Raw genomic sequence first — 21,306 nt, 5'->3', positions numbered from 1 at the left:
GCTTATCGCTCCAATCGGACCGGAACCTTCGCGTCCCGGAAGATCGATTCGAAGATCGAGTCCATCGATACGCCTTCCAATCTCGCTTCCGTCTCTAGTACGAGCCTATGACCGAGGACGTAAGGGGCCAGCCATTTGATATCGTCCGGGATGACGAACGCCCGTCCTTGCAAGAAGGCGTACGCCTTCGCCGCAGACAGCAGCGCCAGCGTCGCGCGGGGGCTCGCGCCGAGCATCAACTGGCGGTGCTCCCGCGTGCGCCGCACGATGTCGACCGCATAGTGGCCTACGCCGTCCTCCACGTGGATCGTTTTCACCCTATTCTGGATATCTAGCAATCTAGCGCCGTCGGTGACCGGCTGCAGCTCGTCGATCGGATGCGACACCGTCTGCACCTGCGCCATCCGCCGTTCCGTTCCCTCGTCCGGGTAGCCGAGCGCGAATTTGAGCATAAAGCGGTCCATCTGCGCCTCCGGCAGCACGTAGGTGCCCTCGAAGTCTATCGGATTTTGCGTGGCGAGCAGCAGGAACGGTTCTGGAAGCGGATACAATTCGCCGTCGACCGTGACGTGGCGCTCCTCCATCGCCTCGAGCAGGGCGGATTGGGTTTTCGTCGTGGCGCGGTTGATTTCGTCGATGAGCAATATATTCGTCATGATCGGGCCGGGGCGAAATTCGAACGTCTCGTGCTTCGGATGATAGATCGATACGCCCGTGATGTCGGTAGGGAGCAAATCGGGGTTGCATTGAATGCGGCGGAATTGGGCTTGTACCGACTTGGCCAACGCCTTGATCAGCACGGTCTTGCCCGTTCCCGGAACGTCTTCTACCAAAACATGCCCGCCGGCGAGCAGCGCCGTCAGCATGAGATCGATTTCGGCACTCTTGCCATAGATGCACGATTCTAAGTTGCGCTTCAATTCTGTTACGATGCGAACGTCGTCTTCCATGCGCATTTCCATGTCCGGTGCCTCCTCTTGTTCACGTATATCTACATATTACTAAAAGTAAGCAAACCGGTACACCTTTGGAGGTTCTAATTTTTTTTGTAACGATTTCCATGCCGCCCGGCAACAAAAAAACCGTCCCGCGGTTGGACCGCTGCAGGACGGTACGCGCAGGAGCAGCGCGCGCTACCCCTTCGGACGGACGAGCAGCGCGGCGAAGAACGAAAAGACGATCGCCGCCGAAATCCCCGCGCTCGTATAATGGTATATGCCGCTGACGAGACCGACGGCTCCGTTCTGGTGAAGCTCCGTCAGCGCGCCGTGCGTCAGCGAATTGCCGAAGCTCGTGATCGGCACCGTCACGCCCGCGCCGGCGAATTCGATGAGCGGGTCGTACCAGCCGACGCCGTCCAGGATGGCGCCGATGACGACCAGCGTCACCATCGTGTGCGCGGGGGTCATTTTCAACACGTCGAACATGAGCTGGCCGACGACGCAAATCGCGCCGCCGATGACGAACGCCCAGAAGAACGGCAGGACGGTTTCCAGCATTAACGAGCACCTCCGCTCTCGATCGCCACCGCGTGGGCGATGCAAGGTATCGTTTCCTTCTGCTGCACGGTCAGCGGCGAAAGCAGCGAACCCGTCGCCACGACCAAGATGCGATGCAGCTCGCCGCGTTCCAGCCGCTTGAGGAGATGGCCGTACGTGACCGTCGCCGAGCAGGCGCAGCCGCTGCCGCCGGCGAACACTTGCTGCTTGTCCCGATCGTAAATGAGCAAGCCGCAATCGTCGAACGTCGTCTCCTCGATCGGGACGCCGTTCTTCTCGAACAGCTCGCGCGCCATCGCGGAGCCGACGGCCGCAAGGTCGCCCGTTACGATCAAGTCGTAGTACCCCGGCGATACTTCCAGGTCGCTCAGGTGCTGCGTGATCGTGTCGACGGCCGCCGGCGCCATCGCCGCGCCCATATTGAACGGATCGGAAATGCCCAGATCGACGACGCGGCCGATCGTCGCGGCCGCGATCCGGGGACCGTCCCCATAACGGGAGACGAGGGCCGCGCCCGCGCCGGTCACCGTATTTTGCGACGTCGGCGGCTTCTGCGCGCCGTATTCCGTCGGGTATCGGAATTGCCGCTCCGCCGTGCAATTGTGGCTGCTCGTGCCGGCGAGCACCCGATCGGCGTTCCCGCTCGAGACGGTAAGCGCGGCGAGCGCCAAGCTCTCCATCGAAGTCGAGCAGGCGCCGAAGACGCCGAGATACGGGATGCCGAACGTGCGGCTCGCGAACGTCGCGCTGACGATTTGGTTCAGCAAGTCTCCGCCGATAAAGAGGTCGACGTCGTCGATCGCCACGCCCGCCTTTTGCACCGCTAGCAGCGCCGCCTCCTCGAGCATCTTCCGCTCCGCCTTCTCCCACGTCTTCTCCCCGACGAACAGGTCGTCGTGCACGATGTCGAAATCGTCGGCGATCGGCCCTTGCCCTTCCACCGGTCCGACGACGGCCGCTTGGGACGCGATGACTGGCGGCTCTTGGAACACCCAGGTTTGTTTTCCCCGCTTCATCAGGATTGCCCCCCTGTCCCGATCAGCCAATGCACGAGCGCGACGACGAACGCGGCGACGGTGCCGAAAACGACGACGGCGCCCGCAAGCTTGAACATGCGCGTCGCGACGCCGAGCACGATGCCTTCGCTGCGATGCTCGATCGCGGCGGACGACATCGAATTGGCGAAGCCCGTCACCGGCACGGCCGTCCCCGCTCCGGCCCATTGCGCGATCTTATCGTAGACGCCGAGGCTCGTCAGGACGACGGACAAGAAAATCAACGACACGACGGTCGGAATGCCCGCCTGCTCCTTCGTCATGCCGGCGTAAGCGACGAATAACGTCGTAATGACCTGCCCGATGACGCATATCGTGCCGCCGACCAGGAACGCGCGCAGGCAATTGGCCAGAACGGGGCGCGCGGGCTCCTTTTGCTTGGCCAACGTTTGGTATTCTTTCGGAGTGATGTGGAATCGTTTCTTCGTCGCGCTGGACACAAGCATTCCTCCATTTGCCTTTGCTTCTACTCATTATTGCCCGTTCCCGCTCCGGGTATGTTTCCCCCGTTCGTTCGAATTTCTTGGTAAGCTATGAATATCGCAAAAATTTGGAAGGAGCAGCAACGATGCGCATGATCCCTTATTACGATCGAATCCCCATGGACCCGCCCGACGGCTGCTGCGTCCGCTTGTCGGCGGCGGACGGCTTCGAGCCGCTGCGCGGCCGGACAGCGGTATGGCTCGAAGCGCCCGACCCTCGCGCCGCCGTCGCCGCCGCCCGCGCCGTCGTCCGTCCCGTGCTGAACTCCCTCCCGGCGGACGAGTCCGCTTGGCAGGCGATCGGCGCGCAAGCGCTGCAAGCGTTCGCCGGCGTCGTCCTTCTGCCGTATCGGCCGGGCGCCGCGGTACAGAGTTACGACGAGAACCTAGAGGCCGCGCTCTCGCTCGCCCGACGGTTCGGCGTGCCGCAAGCCGCTGTCATCGTGGACGTCTGCATCTTCCCCCGCCGAGCCGTTCCCGACCTGGCCGTATACGAAGCGCGCATCGCCCGGCTTCGCGGCCTGGGCCTCGCTAGCTGCGGCGGCGTAAACAATTATGTCTTCGGCGACGACGAACGGCTGCTGGAAGACGCCTGGGGCAGGTTAGAGACGGCGGGCATGGACTTCGGCCTCGTCAGCGCCCGTCTCGCGCCGATCGCGCTCGGCCGCGCGTAAGCGCCTGGCGGCGCAAAAAAAGAAGCACCGCTCGGATGCTTCTTCGTGGGAAATAGGCTGCGAACGCTGCTAGCATGGCGCATGCCGACATCGTCCGCATCAATGATCAGGGGTCCTCCGGGCCGAGGCCGAGGAGCCCCGCGGCGTCCTAAGCCGAAGGCGCCGCCTTTCGGAGCGCCTCGAGGCCGAGCGCCAGGGCGCCGCCAAGGCCGGCGTTGTCGCCGAGGCCCGGCGGCACGATGTACTCGTCGATCGACCCTAGGATCGACTCTGCCCGCACGTACCCGTTGAGCAGCTTTCGCACCTCCGCGCGCACGAGCGGGAAGAGTTGCTCCTGTTTCATGACGCCGCCGCCGAGAATGATTTTTTTCGGCGAGAGCAGCAAGATCGCGCTTGCGATCGCATGCGCGAGATAGTGCGCCTCGATCGTCCAAGCCGGATGGTCGACGCCCAGCTCGGTGCCTTTCACGCCCCACCGCTTCTCAAGCGCCGGCCCCGCCGCCATGCCCTCGAGGCAGTCGCCGTGGTACGGGCATGCGCCCTCGAAAGCGTCGTCGGGATGACGCCGCGTCAGGACGTGGCCGCCTTCCGGATGAACGAGGCCGTGGACGAGCTTTCCTTCCGCGTACACGCCGACGCCGATCCCGGTGCCGATCGTATAATATAAACAGCTGTCCAGACCCTTAGCGGCTCCCCACGTCGCCTCGCCGTAGGCGGCGGCGTTCACGTCCGTGTCCCAACCGTACGGTACGTCGAAGTTGCGTTTCATCTCGCCGAGGAAATCGTAGTTCGCCCAACCCGGCTTCGGCGTCGTCGTCACGAAGCCGTACGTCGGACTCGACGGATCGATATCGAGCGGGCCGAAGCTGCCGATGCCGATCGCCTCCACCCGCTTATCTTGGAAATACGCTACGACCTTCGCGAGCGTCGTCTCCGGCCGCTCGGTCGGAAAACTGACCCGGTCCTCGATCATTCCGCTTTCATTGCCGATGCCGCAGACGAACTTCGTGCCGCCTGCCTCGATTGCTCCAATTCGCATCCTAAACTCTCCCCTGCCGCGACGTATGTATTCTGCCGACTTTACGATTCGCCTTCCATTGTAGCTTGTTCCCTGTGCGCGCACAACCGACGGTTGACGTCCGTCGCTGCGCCGCCTATAATACTTCGTATTCGAATGTTTCGTATACGAATTATTTAGGAGGCTTACGCCATGGAACCGACCGCCGACCGCCAACGTCTGCAAGACGTCTTTCAATCGTTCCGGCGCGTTCATCAGGTGTTTTATCAGCAGCTCATGCGCGCGGCGCAGCCGCACGGCATTACGCCGGGGCAAATGATGGTCATGCGCGTGCTGACCGAGCGGGAGGGCATCGGCCTGGCCGAGCTGGCGGAGCGCATCCATCTCAACAACAGTACGACGAGCGGCATCGTCGACCGCATGGAGAAGGCCGGCCTCCTCGCGAAGCGGCGAGGCGAGAACGACCGCCGCGCCGTCTCCCTCGCCCTGACGGAAGCCGGCGCGGACGTCTGGCGGCGAACGGACGAGGCGAGGCTCGAGCTGCTCTCCCCCTTGCTCGCGCTGCCGCCCGAGGACGTCGACGCGCTAATGAGGATTCACGAGAGCATCGTTCGATTATTTCAGCCTAACGGAGAAGGGGAACTGCGAGATGAATAACGAAGTCCCCGCCTTGCGCCGCGGCCCGATTCTGGCCGCGCTCGTCATCGGCGCTTTCGTCGCCTTGCTTAGCCAGACGCTGCTCAACGTCGCGCTGCCGAGGATGATGGAAGACCTGCGAATTACGGCGAACACGGCCCAATGGCTGCAGACGGGCTATATGCTCGTCAACGGCGTCCTCGTCCCGATCAGCGCCTATTTGATCCATCGGTTCACGACGCGGTCGTTGTTCCACGCCGCCGTCGTCTTATTTCTCGCCGGCACCGTAATTTGCGCCCTCGCGCCGACGTTCGGCGTCCTGCTGACCGGCCGTCTCGTGCAGGCCGCCGGGGCCGGCATTCTCATGCCGCTCATGTCCATCGTCGTCCTGACGATCTTCCCGGTCGAGGAGCGCGGCAAGGCGATGGGCATTATGGGCCTCGCCATGATTTTCGCCCCGGCCGCAGGGCCGACGCTGTCGGGCTGGGTCGTCGAGCATTATTCGTGGCGCGTCCTGTTTTACATCGTCATCCCGATCTCGCTCTTCTCCCTCCTCTTCGGCTACTTCGCCATGAAGAACGTTACGAAAACGACGGCGCCGAAGCTCGACGCGCTCGGGGTCGTCCTCTCCACCCTCGGCTTCGGCGGCCTGCTGTACGGCTTTAGCGACGCCGGCAACGACGGCTGGGACAGCCCGGTCGTCATCGCTAGCCTTTGCGTAGGCGTCGTCGCCTTGGCGCTCTTCATCGGGCGTGAGCTCAAAGTCGAGAAGCCCATCCTCGAGTTCCGCGTGTTCCGGTACGGCATGTTCTCGCTGACGACGCTCATCAACGCCATCGTGACGATGGCGATGTTCTCCGGCATGATTTTGCTGCCCATCTATTTACAGACGCTGCGCGGCTTCTCTCCGCTGGAATCGGGGCTGCTGCTGCTGCCGGGCGCGCTGCTCATGGGCCTCATGTCGCCGATCACCGGCATCATCTTCGATAAAATCGGCGCGCGCTGGCTGGCGGTGGTCGGCCTCGTCATTACGACCGTCACGACGTACGAATTCAGCACCCTGACGCTCGACACCTCGTACAACTTCATCCTGCTGCTGTACACGCTTCGCATGTTCGGCATGGCGTTCCTGATGATGCCGATTCAAACCGCCGGGCTGAATCAGCTGCCGCAGCGGCTGAACGCGCACGGCTCCGCCATGTCGCAGACGATGCGCAATATCGCCGGCGCGCTCGGCACCGCGTTGCTCGTCACGATCATGACGAACGAAGCGGCAGCCCGCGGGCGAGCGCTCGCCGCCGAAGCCGGCATCGATCCGGCCGACGCCGCCGCGATGGCGCAGGTGACGACGGAAGCGGCGGTGCACGGAATCAACTACTCGTTCGTCGTCGCTACGTGGATGACCGTCGCCGCGCTCCTGCTCGCGTTCTTCATTAAGAAAGTGAAACCGGAGGAAGGCGCGCCGCCGGCGGCCGCGCCGAAGGAAGGGTAGCGGGCAGGGGAGCGCGGTTCCCCTTTCCGACCTGTTTCCCTTGCCTCAGCGGAATCGCGAGGGGCGCCCGCTCGCCGCGACGAAGGAATCGACCTTTCGGTTTGGCTGAGCAGAGGGAAACAGCTTGGAAAGAAACACGCGGCATGCCCCGTAACCTGCTAGAATATGAGCAACGCCCTCTAGAAGCCTAGTAGCTTCCGGAGGGCGTTTATGCTTGATTTGATTTACTCCGCGGAAGGCGCCTTCCAATACACGAAACGCTCGCCTAATCGCATCAGATGGAACGGCAGCTCCGGGTACGTCTGATACGCATAATCGACGAAGTAAGCCGGGTTCTCGTCGTTATGGCGGAAAATGCCGTAATGCATAGGCAACACGAGCTTCGTCCCGATGTCGTTCGCGAAATCCGCCGCCTCCCGGTAATTCATGTTGCCGACGATGCCGGCCGCCGTGCGCCGGTAATCCCGCCCGTTGATCGGCAGGAACGCCGCGTCCGGCTTCGCCGCCCCGACCCAGTCGACCAGCTCCGGAAACCCGATCGTGTCCCCCGCATGGTAGAGGACAATCTCCCCAAGCGTAAGCCCGTAACTCAGAAAATGATGATTCCCTTCGGCGTCGCGCTCGAAGTCGGCGTGCATGCCGGCGAACGCCAAAATATCGACGCCCGGAAGCCGAACCGTCTCCCCATGGTTCATGCCGACGAGCGACGAGTCCGCGAAGCCCCATTCGCGGAGCAGCGGCAAGTGCGCCCGCGGCGCGACGAGCTTGGCGCCTTCCTTCCAGCGCAGCGCCGTCAGCGTCCGCTTGTCCATATGATCCTCATGGTGATGCGTGCACAGCACGACGTCCAGCGGCGGCAGCGCCTCCGGCTCGATCGGCGGCGGCGCCGTCCGCGACCACGGTTCGCCGACCAGCTCGTACACCCAATTCGATAAATATAAATCGATTCCGATCGTCGTCGCGCCGTGCTTCATGACGAAGCCGCACTGCCCGAGCGACCAAATCGCCACCGCGTCGTCCGGCAGTCGCGTCGCGGCGATTTCCGCAGCCAAATCCCGTTTCATCTCGTTCCGTCCCTTCGCGCAAGCAGAATGATTTCTCCTTATTAAAACATAAAAACACCCGCCGAAGGGAAACAATTTCCACCCGGCGGGCCGCGTTACCTTTTCTTATAAAATTCGTGGTACAGCTTCATCAACGCTCTTTTTTCGATGCGCGAGACGTACGAGCGGGAAATCCCGAGTTCCTTCGCGATCTCCCGCTGCGTCCGCTCCTCTCCTCCATGGTCCAACCCGAAGCGGCCCCGGATGACTTCTTGCTCGCGTTCGTCTAGGATATCTAAATGAGCGTAAATTTTCGATTTCTCGATTTTCATCTGGACCTGCTCGGCCACTTCATCGGAGTCCGTGCCGAGAATGTCGATCAACGTAATTTCGTTGCCTTCCTTGTCCGTCCCGATCGGGTCGTGCAGGGAGACGTCTTTCTTGGTCTTCTTGAGCGAGCGGAGATGCATGAGGATTTCGTTCTCGATGCAGCGAGCCGCGAAGGTCGCCAGCTTCGTCCCCTTGTCCGGGGAGAACGATTCGATCGCCTTGATCAGGCCGATCGTGCCGATGGAGATGAGGTCCTCGAGATCTTCGCCGGTATTGTCGAATTTCTTTACGATATGCGCGACCAACCGCAGGTTGTGCTCGATCAATAAATTTCTGGAAACTTGATTTCCTTCCGCCATCAGTCGAAGATGCTTCGCCTCGTCCGCTTCGTTCAGCGGCTGCGGGAACGCGTTGTTCTTGACGTAGGACACCAAGAGCATTAACTGCTTGATGAATAAGGCAATCATTGCGAATAAACCAGGCACGTCGGAACACCCCCTGAAGTTTTGCCCGCCCCGTGTCCGGCGTTCTCCCCGGGACGGCGCATCCCTACATTGTATGTGGGCGGACGCCCATTCGTGCCTGTACGCATCCGCGCGCAGAACAAAGGTTATACAAAAAGAGAAGACGATTCTACTACTTTCGGAAAGCATCTTACCATTCTGCGAAGGCGTTTTCGCGGTATTGTGTAGGTAGGCATTCATTAGAAAAGGGGTATCAGCCGAATGAACGGGACAGAGCTTCGACTCGTGAGGGATTGGACGGCCGTCAAGGCGAAGATCGGCACGTACGAATGGGCAAAAGACATCTTCGATAAAACAAAGCAAACGACGGACTGGTGGGTCGCGCATTATCAAGACGATCCGACCCGCGTCGCGGGGTGGATGCACAACTATTTTTGCGCGGAGTGCGCCGTTCCGCTCGTATTCGACCCGGCTAAGCCCGGCGAGCATGCCTGCAGCCAATGCGGCAAGCCGCGCCGGGACGCGATCGCCGACGAAGCGTGGTGCGCGGCATATCGAAGCCATTCCTGCACGCAGGTGTTTCATGCGGCGGTGCTTTACCGAATTACGGAAGACGCCTCCTACCTGGAATACATCCGCAAAGTGCTAGCCTTCTATGCCGAGCATCTCCCAGCGCTTGCGGTAAGCACGCCGCAAGGCTTCGAGGGAAAATTCAGCGGCATCAACCTAAGCGACGCCGTAAGCATTTGCTGGATGTTGAACGGAATGGAACTGGTGAAGGAAACCTTTTCCGAAGAGGAGCTTACGCGTTACAAGGAACGATTTTTCTTCCCGATGGCGGAGTTTCTGCATCGCAAGAAGGGAGGCACGCCCAATATATGCTGTTGGATGAAATCCGCGCTCGGCATGATCGGCCTCTTCTTCCGAGAGCACGATTGGTGCAGGCTCGCCGCGGACGGAGAGGAAGGCATTCGGACCCAGCTGAAGACCGGCTTGCTTGCTGAGGGCTTTTGGTATGAGAGCTCCTTCCATTACCATTTCTACTGCGCCGAAGGGCTAACCTATTACGCCGCCTTCTGCAAGTTGTACGAGTACGACTTCCCGGAGCTCACGGACGGCATTCGCAGCATGTATCGGTACCCGACCCGCTTCGCGTTCCCGAACGGTCGGTTCCCGAGCCCGAACGACGGGTGGCCGCTGCTCGGCTTCGGCAATTACGCTCACCAGTACGAGTGGATTCAGAACTTATACGACGAACCTGCCTATCGATATGCGCTGTCCGAATGTTACGACGATGCGCGCATCGGCGGACTTCCGCGCTTGCTGTTCGGGACGGACTGGAAGGGAGAGCTTGACGCTTTCGAGCGGGAAACCGGCGTCTCGCCGAGACCGGAGCGAGTGTCTCATCATGATCCGTCGATTCATTATGCGATGCTCCAGAACGACCAGGCAAGCGTCTTCCTGAAATACGGATTCGTCATCCGGGAGCATTCCCATGCGGACGTGATGAATTTCGAGCTCTTCTGGAAGGACGAGATCGTCTCGAGGGACATTTCCAACAGCGGGTACGGCTCGGACTTGTTCCGGGAGTGGCAGCGCAAATCGATCGCGCACAATACGGTCATGGTCGACCGGCGGAATCAGCCGCATCGCCCGCCGGGCACGATCCTAGCCTTCGATGCCGAGCATTCCATTTGCAGCGCGGCCGCCAAGGATGTTTATCCAGGCGTTCACTATGCACGGGAACTGCGCCTAACGCCCGGGCGTCTGCACGATACCTTCGCCGTCACCTTCGACGACAGAGAGGAACATGTCGTCGACTGGTTGTTTCACTGTTCGGGCGAACTCGTCCATACGCTCCCGATGCACGACTCCCCGCCTCCCGGCGACGAGGACGGCTACCAGCTCATGCAGCACGTACAAAGCTGCATGACCGACCGGGATTGGGAGCTGCAATGGCGCTTTCCCGACAAGTCCGTGACCCTATCCATGCGGGGAAGCCCGGGCACGGAAGTGTTCATCTTCAAGGGATATGAGCACCGCGCGGACCTGCTGCGCTGGGGCGTGTTAGTCCGTCGCATCGGGCGCGAAACGTCGTTCGAAGCGGAATACCGTCTCGAATAGCTCCCCCGAAAGCAAAAAGCGCCCGCTAGGAGGCTGCTGACAGATGCTGCTGTCGGTTGCCTCCAAGCGGGCGCGATTTTCGTTTATTTCCCTTCGTTGATCGCTTTGATTTTCTCTACGGGCAGTTTCGGTACGCGGTCGTACGTGAGCAAGCCGTTGATTTCCTGCTCGACGTCGGTGAGCTGGGTGTAACAGTAGCCTTGTACGATCGGCGACGTCAGGAGCGGCTGCACGACGGCGCGCAGCTTCGCTTCGAAGTCTTCGTCGTTTTCCGCGCCGGAATAGCCCCAGCCCTCCCATTCGCTCTTCTTGTACGCGATGCCGCCGAACTCGCTGACGAGAATCGGCTGACCCGCGTACTCGTAGCCGCCTACCGACAGCCGTCGGTTCGCCGGCAGCGCGTTCACCGCCGTCTCCGCGTCGGCGTACCGCTTCTCCAGCGTCTCGCGCTTCGAGGCGTAATCGTGGATCGTGAACAGATCGGTCGCGACGAGCTCCCAGCCGTCGTTCGAGACGACCGGCCTCATCGGGTCGAGCGACTTCGTCAGGTGGTACATGGCTAGCGCGTGCTGCTGCTGCTGACGGTCGATTTGCACGTTCGGTACGCCCCAGCTTTCGTTGATCGGCACCCAAACGCACACGCTCGGATGATTATAGTCGCGTTCGACCGCCTCGATCCATTCCTGCGTGAAGCGCCGCGCATACTCCTCCGTAAAATCGTAGGCGTTCGCCATCTCGCTCCATACGATCAGTCCGAGCTTGTCGCACCAATACAAGTACCGCGGATCCTCGAGCTTCTGATGCTTGCGCGCGCCGTTGAAGCCCATCGCCTTCGTCAGCTCGACGTCCCGCTGGATCGCCTCGTCGCTCGGCGGCGTCAGGTTGCCGTCCGGGAAGTACCCTTGGTCGAGGACGAGCTTCATGTAATAGGGCCGGTTGTTCAGGCACAGCTTGCCGTTTTCGATCGAAATTTTCCGCATCCCGAAATAGCTGCTTACGACGTCCGTCTCGACGCCGTCGACGAAGACGCGAAGCGCAAGATCGAACAGGTTCGGGTTGCGAGGCGACCAGAAGCCGCCGGTTTGCTCGCTGATCATCGGGAGGCGGATGCGGCGCGTCTCGCAAGCGTGCTTCATCGCGTATTCGTCCTCGGCCACGACCTCGCCCTTGAACGTAATTTCCGCGCGAATGCGGACGTCTTTCCCCTTCGTCCAGCCGCGAACGGTCGAACGGATTTCGATTTCCTTGCGGTCGAGATCCGGCGTCAGGCGAATCTTCTCGAGCGACACCGGCGCGACGGCCTCGAGCCACACCGTCTGCCAGATGCCCGTCGTTCGCGTATAGAAGATGCCTTCCGATTTCGGCTTCCAGTATTGCTTGCCGCGAGGCACGGTCAAGTCCTCGGCGTAGTCGACGGCCTTCACGACGAGCGTGTTGTCGCCGGAAGGCGCGAGCGCGCCGGTAATGTCGGCATGGAACGGCGTGTGGCCGCCGACGTGCGTCGCGACGAGACGGCCGTTCACCCAGACGGACGCCTCGTAATCGACCGCGCCGAAATGCAGAATCACGCGCTTGTCCTTCCAGTCCGCCGGGACGGCGAACGTTCGGCGGTACCAGACGACGTCGTGGAACGACGGATCGGCGATGCCGCTCAGCTTGCTTTGCGGCGCGAACGGCACCGTAATGCGAAGCGGGAACGCCCCCGATTCGCCGTCGTGCCAGCCTCCGGCGTCGCCGGCGCGCTCGTCGTCGAACGCGAACTCCCATTCGCCGTTCAGGTTCATCCAAGCGTCGCGTGCAAATTGCGGGCGCGGGTACTCCGCGCGCGGCTGCGTAATCGTCATATGGAAGTCGCTCCTTCGATGTCGATGTCGATGACGACCGGGCCGGCTTCGCCGGAGCAGTCGATTTCGTGCCAGCCATCGCGCCCGACGACGGCGGCTACGCGGCCGTTGACGGTCGCGCGAGGCGCGGCGAACGCGTCGCCGGACGCGGCGAAGCCGAAACGGCCGCCTTCGCGCAGCGAGACGGACAGGCGCGAGTCGGCCGCGACGACGCGCTCGATGGCCGCCTGCGGCACGAGCTTGTTCACGAGGCCGATCGGCGTGACGCCGCCCGCGCGCTCCGGCACGTAAGCGTACATGGCCGTCTCCGCGGGCGCGAGCCGCAGCGGCAGGCGCTCGTCCGCGGCGAGGCGCGTCGCCTTCCCGCTAAAGTATTCATAGGCGACGAACGCGTCGCCGGCGAGCCCCGGCACGTCGGACGGGCCGGTCGACCCTTCCGCCGCGGACTCGCTCAGCCCGAACGCGGCGACGACGCCGGAGGCGCCGACCGTGTTCCACAGCTTCAGCGGCGTACCCGCGGCGACGGGATCGACCATAAGGCAGTCCGCCGTCGGCACGCCCGGCCGGTCGCAGCGAATGATGCGCCCGTCGCGGTAGACGAGCGGCCAAATGTGGTCCGGATTCGTGCCGCCGACTTTATCGCTGACGTACACCGGGCCGCCGCTGACGGCGCGCAGCGCCATGTTTTGCACGGCGTCGTGATTCGTGCTCCAGAACATATCCCAGTCGCCCCAGTAGAACGAGCCGTGGAAGTAGGAGTTATACGCGTTCTGCAGCGCGTGCTCGCGGAAGCCCGTCGCCTCCTCCGGCACGAAGTCGTCGCTGTTGCGGGAGACGGCGGACATCGGTCGATGCCAAACGTTTTCCGAAGCCATGCCCATGCAGTTGATGATCGTGCCGCCGAAGTGAAGCGCGACCGACGCCTCGAGCGCCGTATGCGCCGCCTTCGCCGCCGCGCCGATCGGGGCGAGCTCGCGGAAGAAATTCAGCACTGCGCTCTGGCTGTCGACCTTGACGAAGTCGATGCCTTGGCGCTTCAGGTACCCGTGCCAGTCGTTCCAGAAGCCGAACGCCTTCGCGGCATCCGGCGCGGGCACCCAGACGCCGCCGTTCGTCTCGAACAGATGCCCCCGGTTCCCTTCGAACAGCTCCCCGTCCGGATCGACGCCGCCCCAATAGCCGGCGATCGTGTGCCAGACGCCGACCCAGCGGACGCCATGCTTCGCTTTCATCTCGTTCACGACCGGCGCGAGGCCGCCCGGGAACTTGCGCCGGTCGGCGTCGTACGTGCGCAGCCGCTTATCGTCGCTGATCTCCGACCAGCCGTCGTCGATCATGACCCAGCGGACGGGCAGCCCCGCCGCGGCGAGCTCCGCGGTTTTCGTCAGCAGCCCTTCCGCGTCCACCTTCTGATAGAAGGCGTCCCAGCTGCACCACCCGAGGTAATCGAGCGGCTCCGGATACGACTTGTCGGCCCGCGGCTTCGCGAGCGCGTCGCGGGCGGCGAGGCCGAGGGCGGCCGTCTCGTCCGCCAGGGCGTACGGATCGTCGCCGGCCGCGAGCGCGAACGCCGCGGTCGAGACGGAGGCGAAGCCGCCTTGGAAGGCGGACAGGCGGACGTCGAAGCCGCCGGACGGCGAGCCGCACAAATCCGCGCGGAACGCGTCGTCCGTCATCGGCAGCAACTGCGCGTAGCCCGCTTCCCCGGCGCGCCAAAGCAGCGACAGCGTGCGAGGCGGCAGCGCCGCGAGGTTCGGGTCGACGTGCGGCCGCGTCCACCAATCCTTGTGCTGATAGTTCGCCATCAGCGACGTGAGCCCCGGCGCGTTTCCGACATGCACGACGACGCCGGCCTCGGACGCGAGCGTGACCCGGTCGCGGAACAGTTCGCGGTTGTGCACGTGCGCGCGAACGAACAGCGCCGCGCCCGCGCCGGCGGCCGCCAGCTCCAGCTTCGCGTACGTGCGGCCTTCGTCGGCGGCGAAGACGACGCGCTGGATTTGGCGCGCCCCGAGCCGAGACGGCACGGATGCGTCTTCCGCCGCTTCCTCGAAGGAAGCGAACGGCAGCGCGACGTTCCGCCCGTCGTGCAGACGCAGCGATACGGCGATATTTTCTAAGATGACGCGATCCCCGTCAACGATGCTGACGACGCCGCCGTGAACGTGAAATTGCAAGATAAGCTCCTCCCGATTCTAGAACCATACTTTGAACGTCTTGATTTCGTAAGGCTTCAATCCGAACGTCAGACGCTCCCCGGCGAACGCCGCCGCGCCTTCCTCTTCCTCCACCAGATTGCACTCGACCGCTTTGCGGATCGGCCGATCGAAGACGATCGCGGCCTCCGATGTGCGGTATTGCTTGTATTCGTACACCCGAACGACGATCGCGTCGTCGTCCTCGGCCTTCTTTACCGTCTCGAGCATCGCATGCTCGCATTCGAGCGTCGCGAAGCCGCCGGCCGCAGGCAGCGCGCCTTGCGGATTCCCGGCGACCGGCGTCGCGGAGAGCGGCGCGTTCAGCTCGTACGCCGCGCGAGCGACGTCGGCCTCCCGCCAGCCGCCCGCGTGCGGAAGCAGCGCGTACGTGAACGCGTGATGCCCGCGATCCGCCGTCTCGTCCGGCTCGATCGGCGACTTGAGCAGGGTCAGGCGCATGACGTGTCCCTTGATATCGTAGCCGTATTTGCAATCGTTCAAGAGCGCGACGCCGTAGTTGCCTTCCGACAAATCGGCCCACTTCTGCGCGGCCACCTCGAATTTGGCGTAATCCCAGCTCGTGTTCCAGTGCGTCGCTCGCTCGATATTGCCGAACTGGATGTCGTACGTCGCCTTCGTCGAGCGGACGGCGACGGGGAACGCGACCTTCAGCAGCACTTGCTTCTCGCGCCAGTCGATGTCCGTACGGAAGTCGATGCGCGGGTCGTCCGCGTACAGCGTAAGCCGCTGCGTAATCGTCGAATCGAGGAAGCGCCATACGAGACGAAGCGTGCCTCGCAGCGGGCCTTCCTCCTCGACGACGGCCTCGACGAGGTCGTCGACGACGGTCATCTTCTCTTGATAAAACAGGTCGATGTCCCAGGCGTCGAAGTTGATCGGCTTGTCCTCGAACGCTTGCAGCACGTTGCCGAGCTCGCCTTCGGCGAGCACCTCCCGCCGTGCGCGCTTGTCGTAGATCGAGGCGATCTGGCCTTGCGCGTTCAGTCGAATCGCGTAGAACGCGTTCTCCAGCGCCTCCGGCGCGATTTTCAGCGCGCGTTCGCCCGCGGCGTCCGCGGCGTTCGCGGCGTTCGCGCTCGCGGCCGGAACGAACGCCGCCGCTAGATATCCGAGCGAAGGGACCTTCGGCGCCTTCACGAGCAGCGCGTCGCGCCCGTCGCGGGTCGTCGTCCGTTGCGTCGCCGGCGTCGCAGCGCCTTCGAGCGCCCGTCCCTCCAACTCCGGCGTCCAATCGAGCTCCAGCAGGCCGTCCCGCTCCCAGCCGAGCGCGTTCCAGACGAGGAGGCCGTCCCGCTCCGTCCGAACGCGCGCCGCCACCGCCGTTTCCGCCGCTCGCAGCGCCTCGCCGCCGATCCGCTCGATCGTCTCAAATTCCTTGCGCGTATCCTCGTACACCTGGCGAATCGAGGAGCCCGGCAAAATATCGTGGAACTGGCTGAGCAGCAGCATCTCCCAGCCTTCGTTCAGCGACGCTTGCGGATAATTCCGGCCGCCCGTCAGCACGTCCGCGTACGCGCTCAACCATTCCGCCGCATGGTACAGCAGCTCGGCCTTGCGGTTCGCCCGCTTCAGCCATGCCTGCGACGTATACGTTCCGCGGTGGTACTCGAGGTACAGCTCTCCGTCCCATACCGGCAATGCCGAAGGCTTTACGCGTTCGCCGAGCCTCTCCAAATACGGCTCCATCTTTCCGAGCTCGAAACGCGGCAGCCCCGGCACGTCCTTCAGCACCTCGGCCGCCTCCAAGAAGTCCTTCGTCGGGCCGCCGCCGCCGTCGCCCCACCCGAACGCCATAATCAACTCTTCGTTGACGTCCTTCTGCTTGTATTGGTCCCACGTGCCCTTGACCTCGTACGGTCGAACGAGGCCGTTGTACGTGTAAGACTTCCCGCTTCCGTCCTCCGGCGTCGTAATGTAATGCGTCATAATTTCCGTGCCGTCGACGCCGCGCCACATGAACGTGTCGTGCGGGAAGCGGTTGTATTGGTTCCAGCTGATCTTGCTCGTAATAAAGTAGTCGATGCCGCTGCGCTTAATGATTTGCGGCAGCGCCCAGTTGTAGCCGAATACGTCCGGCAGGAAGACGACGTTCGTCTTCTGGCCGAACTCCTCCCGGATAAACCGCTTCCCGAACAAAATTTGCCGCACGAGCGACTCTCCGTTCGGCACGTTCATATCGGGCTCGATCCACATGCCGCCGGTAATTTCCCACTCGCCCGAGGCGATGCGCTCCTTCACTTGCGCATAAATTTCCGGGTAATCCTGTTTCAAGAACTTATAAAGCTGAGGAGACGTATGCAGAAAACGATACTCCGGATACTGCCGCATCAGATGCAGTACGGTCGAGAACGTGCGCGACGCCTTCTCCCGCGAGTGCGCGAGACGCCACAGCCAGGCCATGTCGATATGCGAATGTCCGAAGCCGATCACCTTCGGCTTGCGCGCCCCCGGCTGCTTCCACGACTCGATGTCCGCCGCGAGCCCTTCCGCCGCCGCGGCGATCGACTCGTAATATGTTTTCGAACGCGGTTTCATAAAGTCGACCGTCTGCACCGCGCGGTTGATCGACTGCAGAATCACGCTTCGATGCAGGTCGGTCTCCGGCAGCTCCTTCACGGCCTTGAGCAGCGTATCCGCCATAAAATACAGCTTCTCCGCGGGCCGGTCGACGACGACCAGCTGCGCGACCTTGAATCGGCGCACGTCCGGTACCTTCAGCACGCTGCTCCACGCCTTCAGCGCGATATGGATTTCGCCCTTCGCCGCGAGCTCCGGCGGCAGCCAGGCGTCTTCGTGCCAGATGTCGATCGCCTGCAGCGGCGCGCCGTCGACGTAAAGCAGCGTCTCGGCCGTCGAGCCGCCGCCGTCGCGCGGCCCGACAAGGAAGCGCAGCGCCAATCGTTCGCCGCGCCAGCGCTCCGGAATCGCGACCTTCGCGCGGAAATAAGCGGTCTTATCGTACCCGCCCCACGTCGACCCGACCTGGAACGGCTTCCAGCCCGAATCGTCGAATTCGGGCCTGCGCCAATCGTCGGGCACTTGCTGCATCTCGTCGAAATCGCCTTCGATATACAAGAACGAAGGGATCTCTTGCACCTCGCGGTAGATCGCGGATTTTAGCTCCTCGATTCGCCGTCCCAGCTTCTCTTCCGTTAACCACATAGACATGGATGACTTAGTTTCCCTTCATGTGAATTTCGTTCATCGCAACCGACAGCGAGGCGAGGTCGCCGACGCTTTCCCCGAGCGCCGCCGGCACGATCTCGCAGTTGTCCGCCGTAATCGGCAGCGCTTCCTTGCGTAGGACTTCTAAAACAATAGGTTCTAGTATGGCCTGTTGCCGGCCGTAGATGCTTCCGATGACGATGCGTTCCGGATTGAGGATATCGACGAGCATGGCGAGCCCCTTGCCGAGCTTCGCGCCGACGATACCGTACACCTCGAGCGCCAGCGCGTCGCCTGCCTGCGCGGCGAGGCCGACCGTCTTCGCCGTTACGCCGTCGAGCTCCGCTTCGTTCGCGCAGAAGCTTGGCGGTTCGCCCCCGGCGCGCAGCCGCTCGAGCGCCATCGACCGCGCCAAGTTCGCGATGCCGCCGCCGCTGCAGAAGCCCTCGAACGAGCCGGCCTTCCCGTAGCCCATCGGGCCGTCGTCCTCGAGCCGCACGTGGCCGACCTCGCCGGCCATGTCGTTCTTGCCGGCGTACAGGCGGCCGTTCAAAATGAGCCCGGCGCCCATGCCGGTGCCGAACGTCAGGAACACCATATGTTCCGTCCCTTGCCCGGCGCCCCATTGCCATTCGGCGAGCGCGCAGGCGTTGGCGTCGTTTTGCAGACCGACGGGGACGCCGTACCGCTCGCGCAACGGGCCGACGACGTCGAGCCGGTCCCAATCCGGCAAGTTCGGCGGAGACAGGATGAGCCCGCGTTTGCTGTCGAGCGGGCTGCCGCAGCTAATGCCGATCGCGTCCGGCGCGGCGGCGCCGAGCTCGCGCAGCAAATCGTCGAGCTGCGAAATAAAAGAAGCCACCGCCTCGGCGGGCGGGGGCGTAGGGTACATGCGTTTGCCCAGCAGCTCGACCTTGCCGTTCGCGGCGCGGCCGAGCACGACGGCACACTTGGTGCCGCCGATATCGATTCCGGCGAGCAGTGTCATTTTCCGAAAAACTCCTCTTCTAGCATAATGCAAATCGCATGATAAATCGGCAGGTGGCGCTCTTGGACGTCCGGCGTGGAATCCTTCGGCACGCGGATCGTCACGTCGCACAGCGACGCAAGCTTCCCGCCGGTACGCCCCGTCATCCCGATGGTCTTGAGGCCCCGGTGCTTCGCCACCTGCACGGCGCGCACCACGTTCGCGGAATTGCCGGAGGTGGTAAGCCCGACGAGCACGTCGCCCGGCTTGCCGTAGCCGTACACCTGCTGCGCGAACATCATATCCGCGGCGACGTCGTTAATGAACGCCGTGAGCAGCGCCGTGTGGCTGACGAGCGAGATCGCCGGCAAGCCGCCCTGGAGATGGTCCGCGATGTAGCGGCCTTCTTCGCCGTACGCTTCGACCCAACGCGCGCGCTCCTCCTCGCTCACCGGACGCCGCGACATAAAGCCCTTCATCAGCTCGCCTACGATATGCTCGCTGTCCGAGGCGCTGCCGCCGTTGCCGCAAAACAACGCCTTGCCGCCGTTCGCGTAACTTTCCCGCATAATGTCGTACGCGGCGACGATCTCGTCCCGGCACGCTTCAATATCGGGATATTTCTCAAGCAATCGGACCAATGCCATCGATTCCATCTACGTATCCTCCCGTAACTCGTGCTTGACCGGGCAGACGACGACCTTCACGCCCAGTTCCTCCATTTCGCGCACCACCGACGGGTCCACGAGGTCGCTCGTAATGACCATGTCGACGTCTTGCAGACTGCTGAACGAGACAAGCGCCTGGCGTTGAAACTTGCTGTGGTCCGCCAAAATGACGACGCGCTGGCCTGCCGCGATCATCGCGCGCTTGATTTCGGCCTCGTAAATATCCGAGCTCGTAAACCCTTTGCGCGGGGAGATGCCCGACGTGCCTAGGAACACGAAATGCGCATTATACTTCTGCAGCTCCATCTCCGCCTGCGGTCCGACGACGCTCATCGATTTCTTGATCAGCTTGCCCCCGAGCAGGAATATCGCGGCCTCCTCGTTCTGGCTGCATTCCTCCGCGACGTTGATGCCGTTCGTCACGACCGTAAGGCCGCTCGTCTGCTTCAGGTGGCGAGCCATGCACCAGGTCGTGGAACCGGAGTCGAGAATGACGATCTGCTGTCCCGTCACGAGCTCGGCGGCTTTCTTCCCGATGGCGTTCTTCTCTTCGAAAAATTGGAACTTCCGCTGCTGTACCGGCGGGACCGCTACCGTCTCGATGTCCTCGATTAAAATCGCGCCGCCGTAATTTTTCTGAACGAGTCCTTCCCGCTCCAATTGATTCAGATCGCGGCGGATCGTCTCCTCGGAGACGTTGAATTCCTTGACGAGCTCCGACACCTTCACGCTGCGCTGTTGGAAAAGCTTCTCTTTAATCTTATGCCTTCTTTGGACAACGATCATACGCTTCCCCCCCGTAGTTGGTTCGGTTCCCCTCCGCAAAGCGTCAAGCCGGGAGCGTGCCGCCCCCGCTCAAGACTCCCATTTCCTTCTAGGCTTATAGCCGGCGTTGTGCAGGAAGTCTTCGACGATCGGCGGCTCCAGGCTGCGCAGCTTTACGCCGGCCGCGCCTGCCGTTACGAGCATGCGGCACGCCATCTCCAGCGTCTGCAGCGCCATGCGGGCTTCTCGCACGCTGGTATCGTAGACGAGCACGCCGTGATGCTCTAGCAGCAAGATATTCGCTTTCCTTGCGTGGGCGGCCACCGCGTCGCCGAGCGCTTCCGAGCCCGGATGGCGATACGGCACCCGTTCGACCCGCTCTAAATAGTACATCGTCTCTACGAACCAATCGGATTTCAGCTCCAAGTCCGAGCAGGCTACCATCGTAGCGTAGAACGGCGAAGCGTGCAGCACCGCGTTCACCTCGGGCCGCAGCTCATAGACGGCGCGATGCATCGGCAGCTCCTTCGAGGGCTTCTTGTCCTCCGGCCGAAGACGTCCCCCTCGAAAGTCGCATTCGACCAAGTCTCCGTCTTCGAGCTCGCCGAGGAACGTGCCGCTTGCCGTGATCATGTAACGGTCCTCGCCCGTCCGTGCGCTAATATTGCCCGCGTTGCCCCAGGCGAGTCCATGGGCCATCATATACCTTCCCGCGTCCTGCAGCTGCGTTCTAGCCTCTTGGGGCGTCAGCATACGTCACCTCCGCATTGAGTGTGGCTTCTCTGTACAATGAGGTTGGTTTTGTTGGTTGTTGAACGGTTTGTTTCGGTTTATCCTCTCATTTTGACGAATACCCCACAT

At 62.5% G+C, this 21,306-nt stretch carries 18 protein-coding genes; 4 read left to right on the top strand and 14 right to left on the bottom strand.

Translation table 11 applies throughout. The features are described from left to right. Nucleotides 1-2: 2 nt before the first annotated feature. The 4 genes from VEZ38_RS11690 to spoVAC form a co-directional block, all read right to left on the bottom strand. Entirely contained in the window at nucleotides 3-962 is a 960-nt protein-coding gene (locus tag VEZ38_RS11690; RefSeq protein WP_324893539.1) for a MoxR family ATPase, read from the bottom strand. Nucleotides 963-1,133: 171 nt separating this feature from the next. Continuing rightward, complete coding sequence (gene spoVAE, locus VEZ38_RS11685) at nucleotides 1,134-1,484, bottom strand: stage V sporulation protein AE (RefSeq protein ID WP_324893547.1); 351 nt, start codon at nucleotides 1,482-1,484, stop codon at nucleotides 1,134-1,136. 14 nt (nucleotides 1,485-1,498) lie between these two features. Continuing rightward, on the bottom strand, nucleotides 1,499-2,515 hold the full coding sequence (gene spoVAD, locus VEZ38_RS11680) for a stage V sporulation protein AD (RefSeq protein WP_324893538.1): 1,017 nt from the start codon (nucleotides 2,513-2,515) through the stop codon (nucleotides 1,499-1,501). Then, the gene (spoVAC, locus tag VEZ38_RS11675; protein WP_414694707.1) at nucleotides 2,515-3,000 is read right to left on the bottom strand and encodes a stage V sporulation protein AC; all 486 of its coding nucleotides are present in this window, start codon (nucleotides 2,998-3,000) and stop codon (nucleotides 2,515-2,517) included. The genes spoVAD and spoVAC overlap by 1 nt, the downstream gene beginning before the upstream one ends. Nucleotides 3,001-3,122: 122 nt before the next feature. Between spoVAC and VEZ38_RS11670 the strand changes: the two genes are divergently transcribed. Then, a complete protein-coding gene (locus tag VEZ38_RS11670) occupies nucleotides 3,123-3,710 on the top strand; it encodes a hypothetical protein (protein ID WP_324893536.1) in 588 nt (195 codons plus the stop codon). 148 nt (nucleotides 3,711-3,858) lie between these two features. Here VEZ38_RS11670 and VEZ38_RS11665 read toward each other — a convergent pair whose 3' ends face one another. After that, nucleotides 3,859-4,749: an ROK family protein gene (locus tag VEZ38_RS11665; RefSeq protein ID WP_324893535.1), complete on the bottom strand. Its 891-nt coding sequence runs from the start codon at nucleotides 4,747-4,749 to the stop codon at nucleotides 3,859-3,861. Between the two features lie 171 nt (nucleotides 4,750-4,920). Between VEZ38_RS11665 and VEZ38_RS11660 the strand changes: the two genes are divergently transcribed. Together VEZ38_RS11660 and VEZ38_RS11655 are read left to right on the top strand one after the other, a co-directional pair. Next, nucleotides 4,921-5,385 carry a MarR family transcriptional regulator gene (locus VEZ38_RS11660; RefSeq protein ID WP_324893534.1) on the top strand — a complete coding sequence of 155 codons (465 nt, stop codon included), beginning with the start codon at nucleotides 4,921-4,923 and terminating at the stop codon, nucleotides 5,383-5,385. Next, the gene (locus VEZ38_RS11655) at nucleotides 5,378-6,856 is read left to right on the top strand and encodes a DHA2 family efflux MFS transporter permease subunit (RefSeq protein ID WP_324893533.1); all 1,479 of its coding nucleotides are present in this window, start codon (nucleotides 5,378-5,380) and stop codon (nucleotides 6,854-6,856) included. Before VEZ38_RS11660 ends, VEZ38_RS11655 begins: the two co-directional genes overlap by 8 nt. 224 nt (nucleotides 6,857-7,080) lie before the next feature. On the opposite strand, the gene VEZ38_RS11650 is transcribed toward VEZ38_RS11655, so the two are convergent. Continuing rightward, the gene (locus VEZ38_RS11650; protein WP_324893532.1) at nucleotides 7,081-7,920 is read right to left on the bottom strand and encodes an MBL fold metallo-hydrolase; all 840 of its coding nucleotides are present in this window, start codon (nucleotides 7,918-7,920) and stop codon (nucleotides 7,081-7,083) included. Between the two features lie 95 nt (nucleotides 7,921-8,015). After that, the gene (gene sigK, locus VEZ38_RS11645) at nucleotides 8,016-8,714 is read right to left on the bottom strand and encodes an RNA polymerase sporulation sigma factor SigK (RefSeq protein WP_324893531.1); all 699 of its coding nucleotides are present in this window, start codon (nucleotides 8,712-8,714) and stop codon (nucleotides 8,016-8,018) included. Between the two features lie 240 nt (nucleotides 8,715-8,954). Between sigK and VEZ38_RS11640 the strand changes: the two genes are divergently transcribed. After that, nucleotides 8,955-10,817 (top strand): heparinase II/III domain-containing protein, encoded by a 1,863-nt coding sequence (locus VEZ38_RS11640; protein ID WP_324893530.1) that lies wholly within the window; start codon nucleotides 8,955-8,957, stop codon nucleotides 10,815-10,817. Between the two features lie 83 nt (nucleotides 10,818-10,900). Here the strand turns inward: VEZ38_RS11640 and VEZ38_RS11635 are convergent, their stop codons facing one another. The 7 genes from VEZ38_RS11635 to VEZ38_RS11605 form a co-directional block, all read right to left on the bottom strand. Then, nucleotides 10,901-12,661 carry a glycoside hydrolase family 2 protein gene (locus VEZ38_RS11635; RefSeq protein ID WP_324893529.1) on the bottom strand — a complete coding sequence of 587 codons (1,761 nt, stop codon included), beginning with the start codon at nucleotides 12,659-12,661 and terminating at the stop codon, nucleotides 10,901-10,903. Next, nucleotides 12,658-14,838: a Sip1-related alpha-galactosidase gene (locus VEZ38_RS11630; protein ID WP_324893528.1), complete on the bottom strand. Its 2,181-nt coding sequence runs from the start codon at nucleotides 14,836-14,838 to the stop codon at nucleotides 12,658-12,660. The genes VEZ38_RS11635 and VEZ38_RS11630 overlap by 4 nt, the downstream gene beginning before the upstream one ends. Before the next feature lie 18 nt (nucleotides 14,839-14,856). Further along, a complete protein-coding gene (locus VEZ38_RS11625; RefSeq protein WP_324893527.1) occupies nucleotides 14,857-18,048 on the bottom strand; it encodes an alpha-mannosidase in 3,192 nt (1,063 codons plus the stop codon). 7 nt (nucleotides 18,049-18,055) lie between these two features. Then, nucleotides 18,056-19,033, bottom strand: a complete 978-nt coding sequence (locus tag VEZ38_RS11620) for an ROK family protein (protein ID WP_324893526.1) — start codon at nucleotides 19,031-19,033, stop codon at nucleotides 18,056-18,058. After that, the gene (locus VEZ38_RS11615) at nucleotides 19,030-19,668 is read right to left on the bottom strand and encodes an SIS domain-containing protein (protein WP_324893525.1); all 639 of its coding nucleotides are present in this window, start codon (nucleotides 19,666-19,668) and stop codon (nucleotides 19,030-19,032) included. The genes VEZ38_RS11620 and VEZ38_RS11615 overlap by 4 nt, the downstream gene beginning before the upstream one ends. Next, nucleotides 19,669-20,466, bottom strand: a complete 798-nt coding sequence (locus VEZ38_RS11610; protein ID WP_324893524.1) for a DeoR/GlpR family DNA-binding transcription regulator — start codon at nucleotides 20,464-20,466, stop codon at nucleotides 19,669-19,671. Between the two features lie 69 nt (nucleotides 20,467-20,535). Continuing rightward, the gene (locus VEZ38_RS11605) at nucleotides 20,536-21,198 is read right to left on the bottom strand and encodes a class II aldolase/adducin family protein (RefSeq protein WP_324893523.1); all 663 of its coding nucleotides are present in this window, start codon (nucleotides 21,196-21,198) and stop codon (nucleotides 20,536-20,538) included. Nucleotides 21,199-21,306 lie beyond the last annotated feature (108 nt).

Source organism: Paenibacillus sp. (assembly GCF_035645235.1).
Lineage (GTDB): Bacteria > Bacillota > Bacilli > Paenibacillales > YIM-B00363 > Paenibacillus_AE.
The sequence above is the reverse complement of the archived record's forward strand: the minus strand, read 5'-3'. Positions and strand labels throughout refer to the sequence as shown.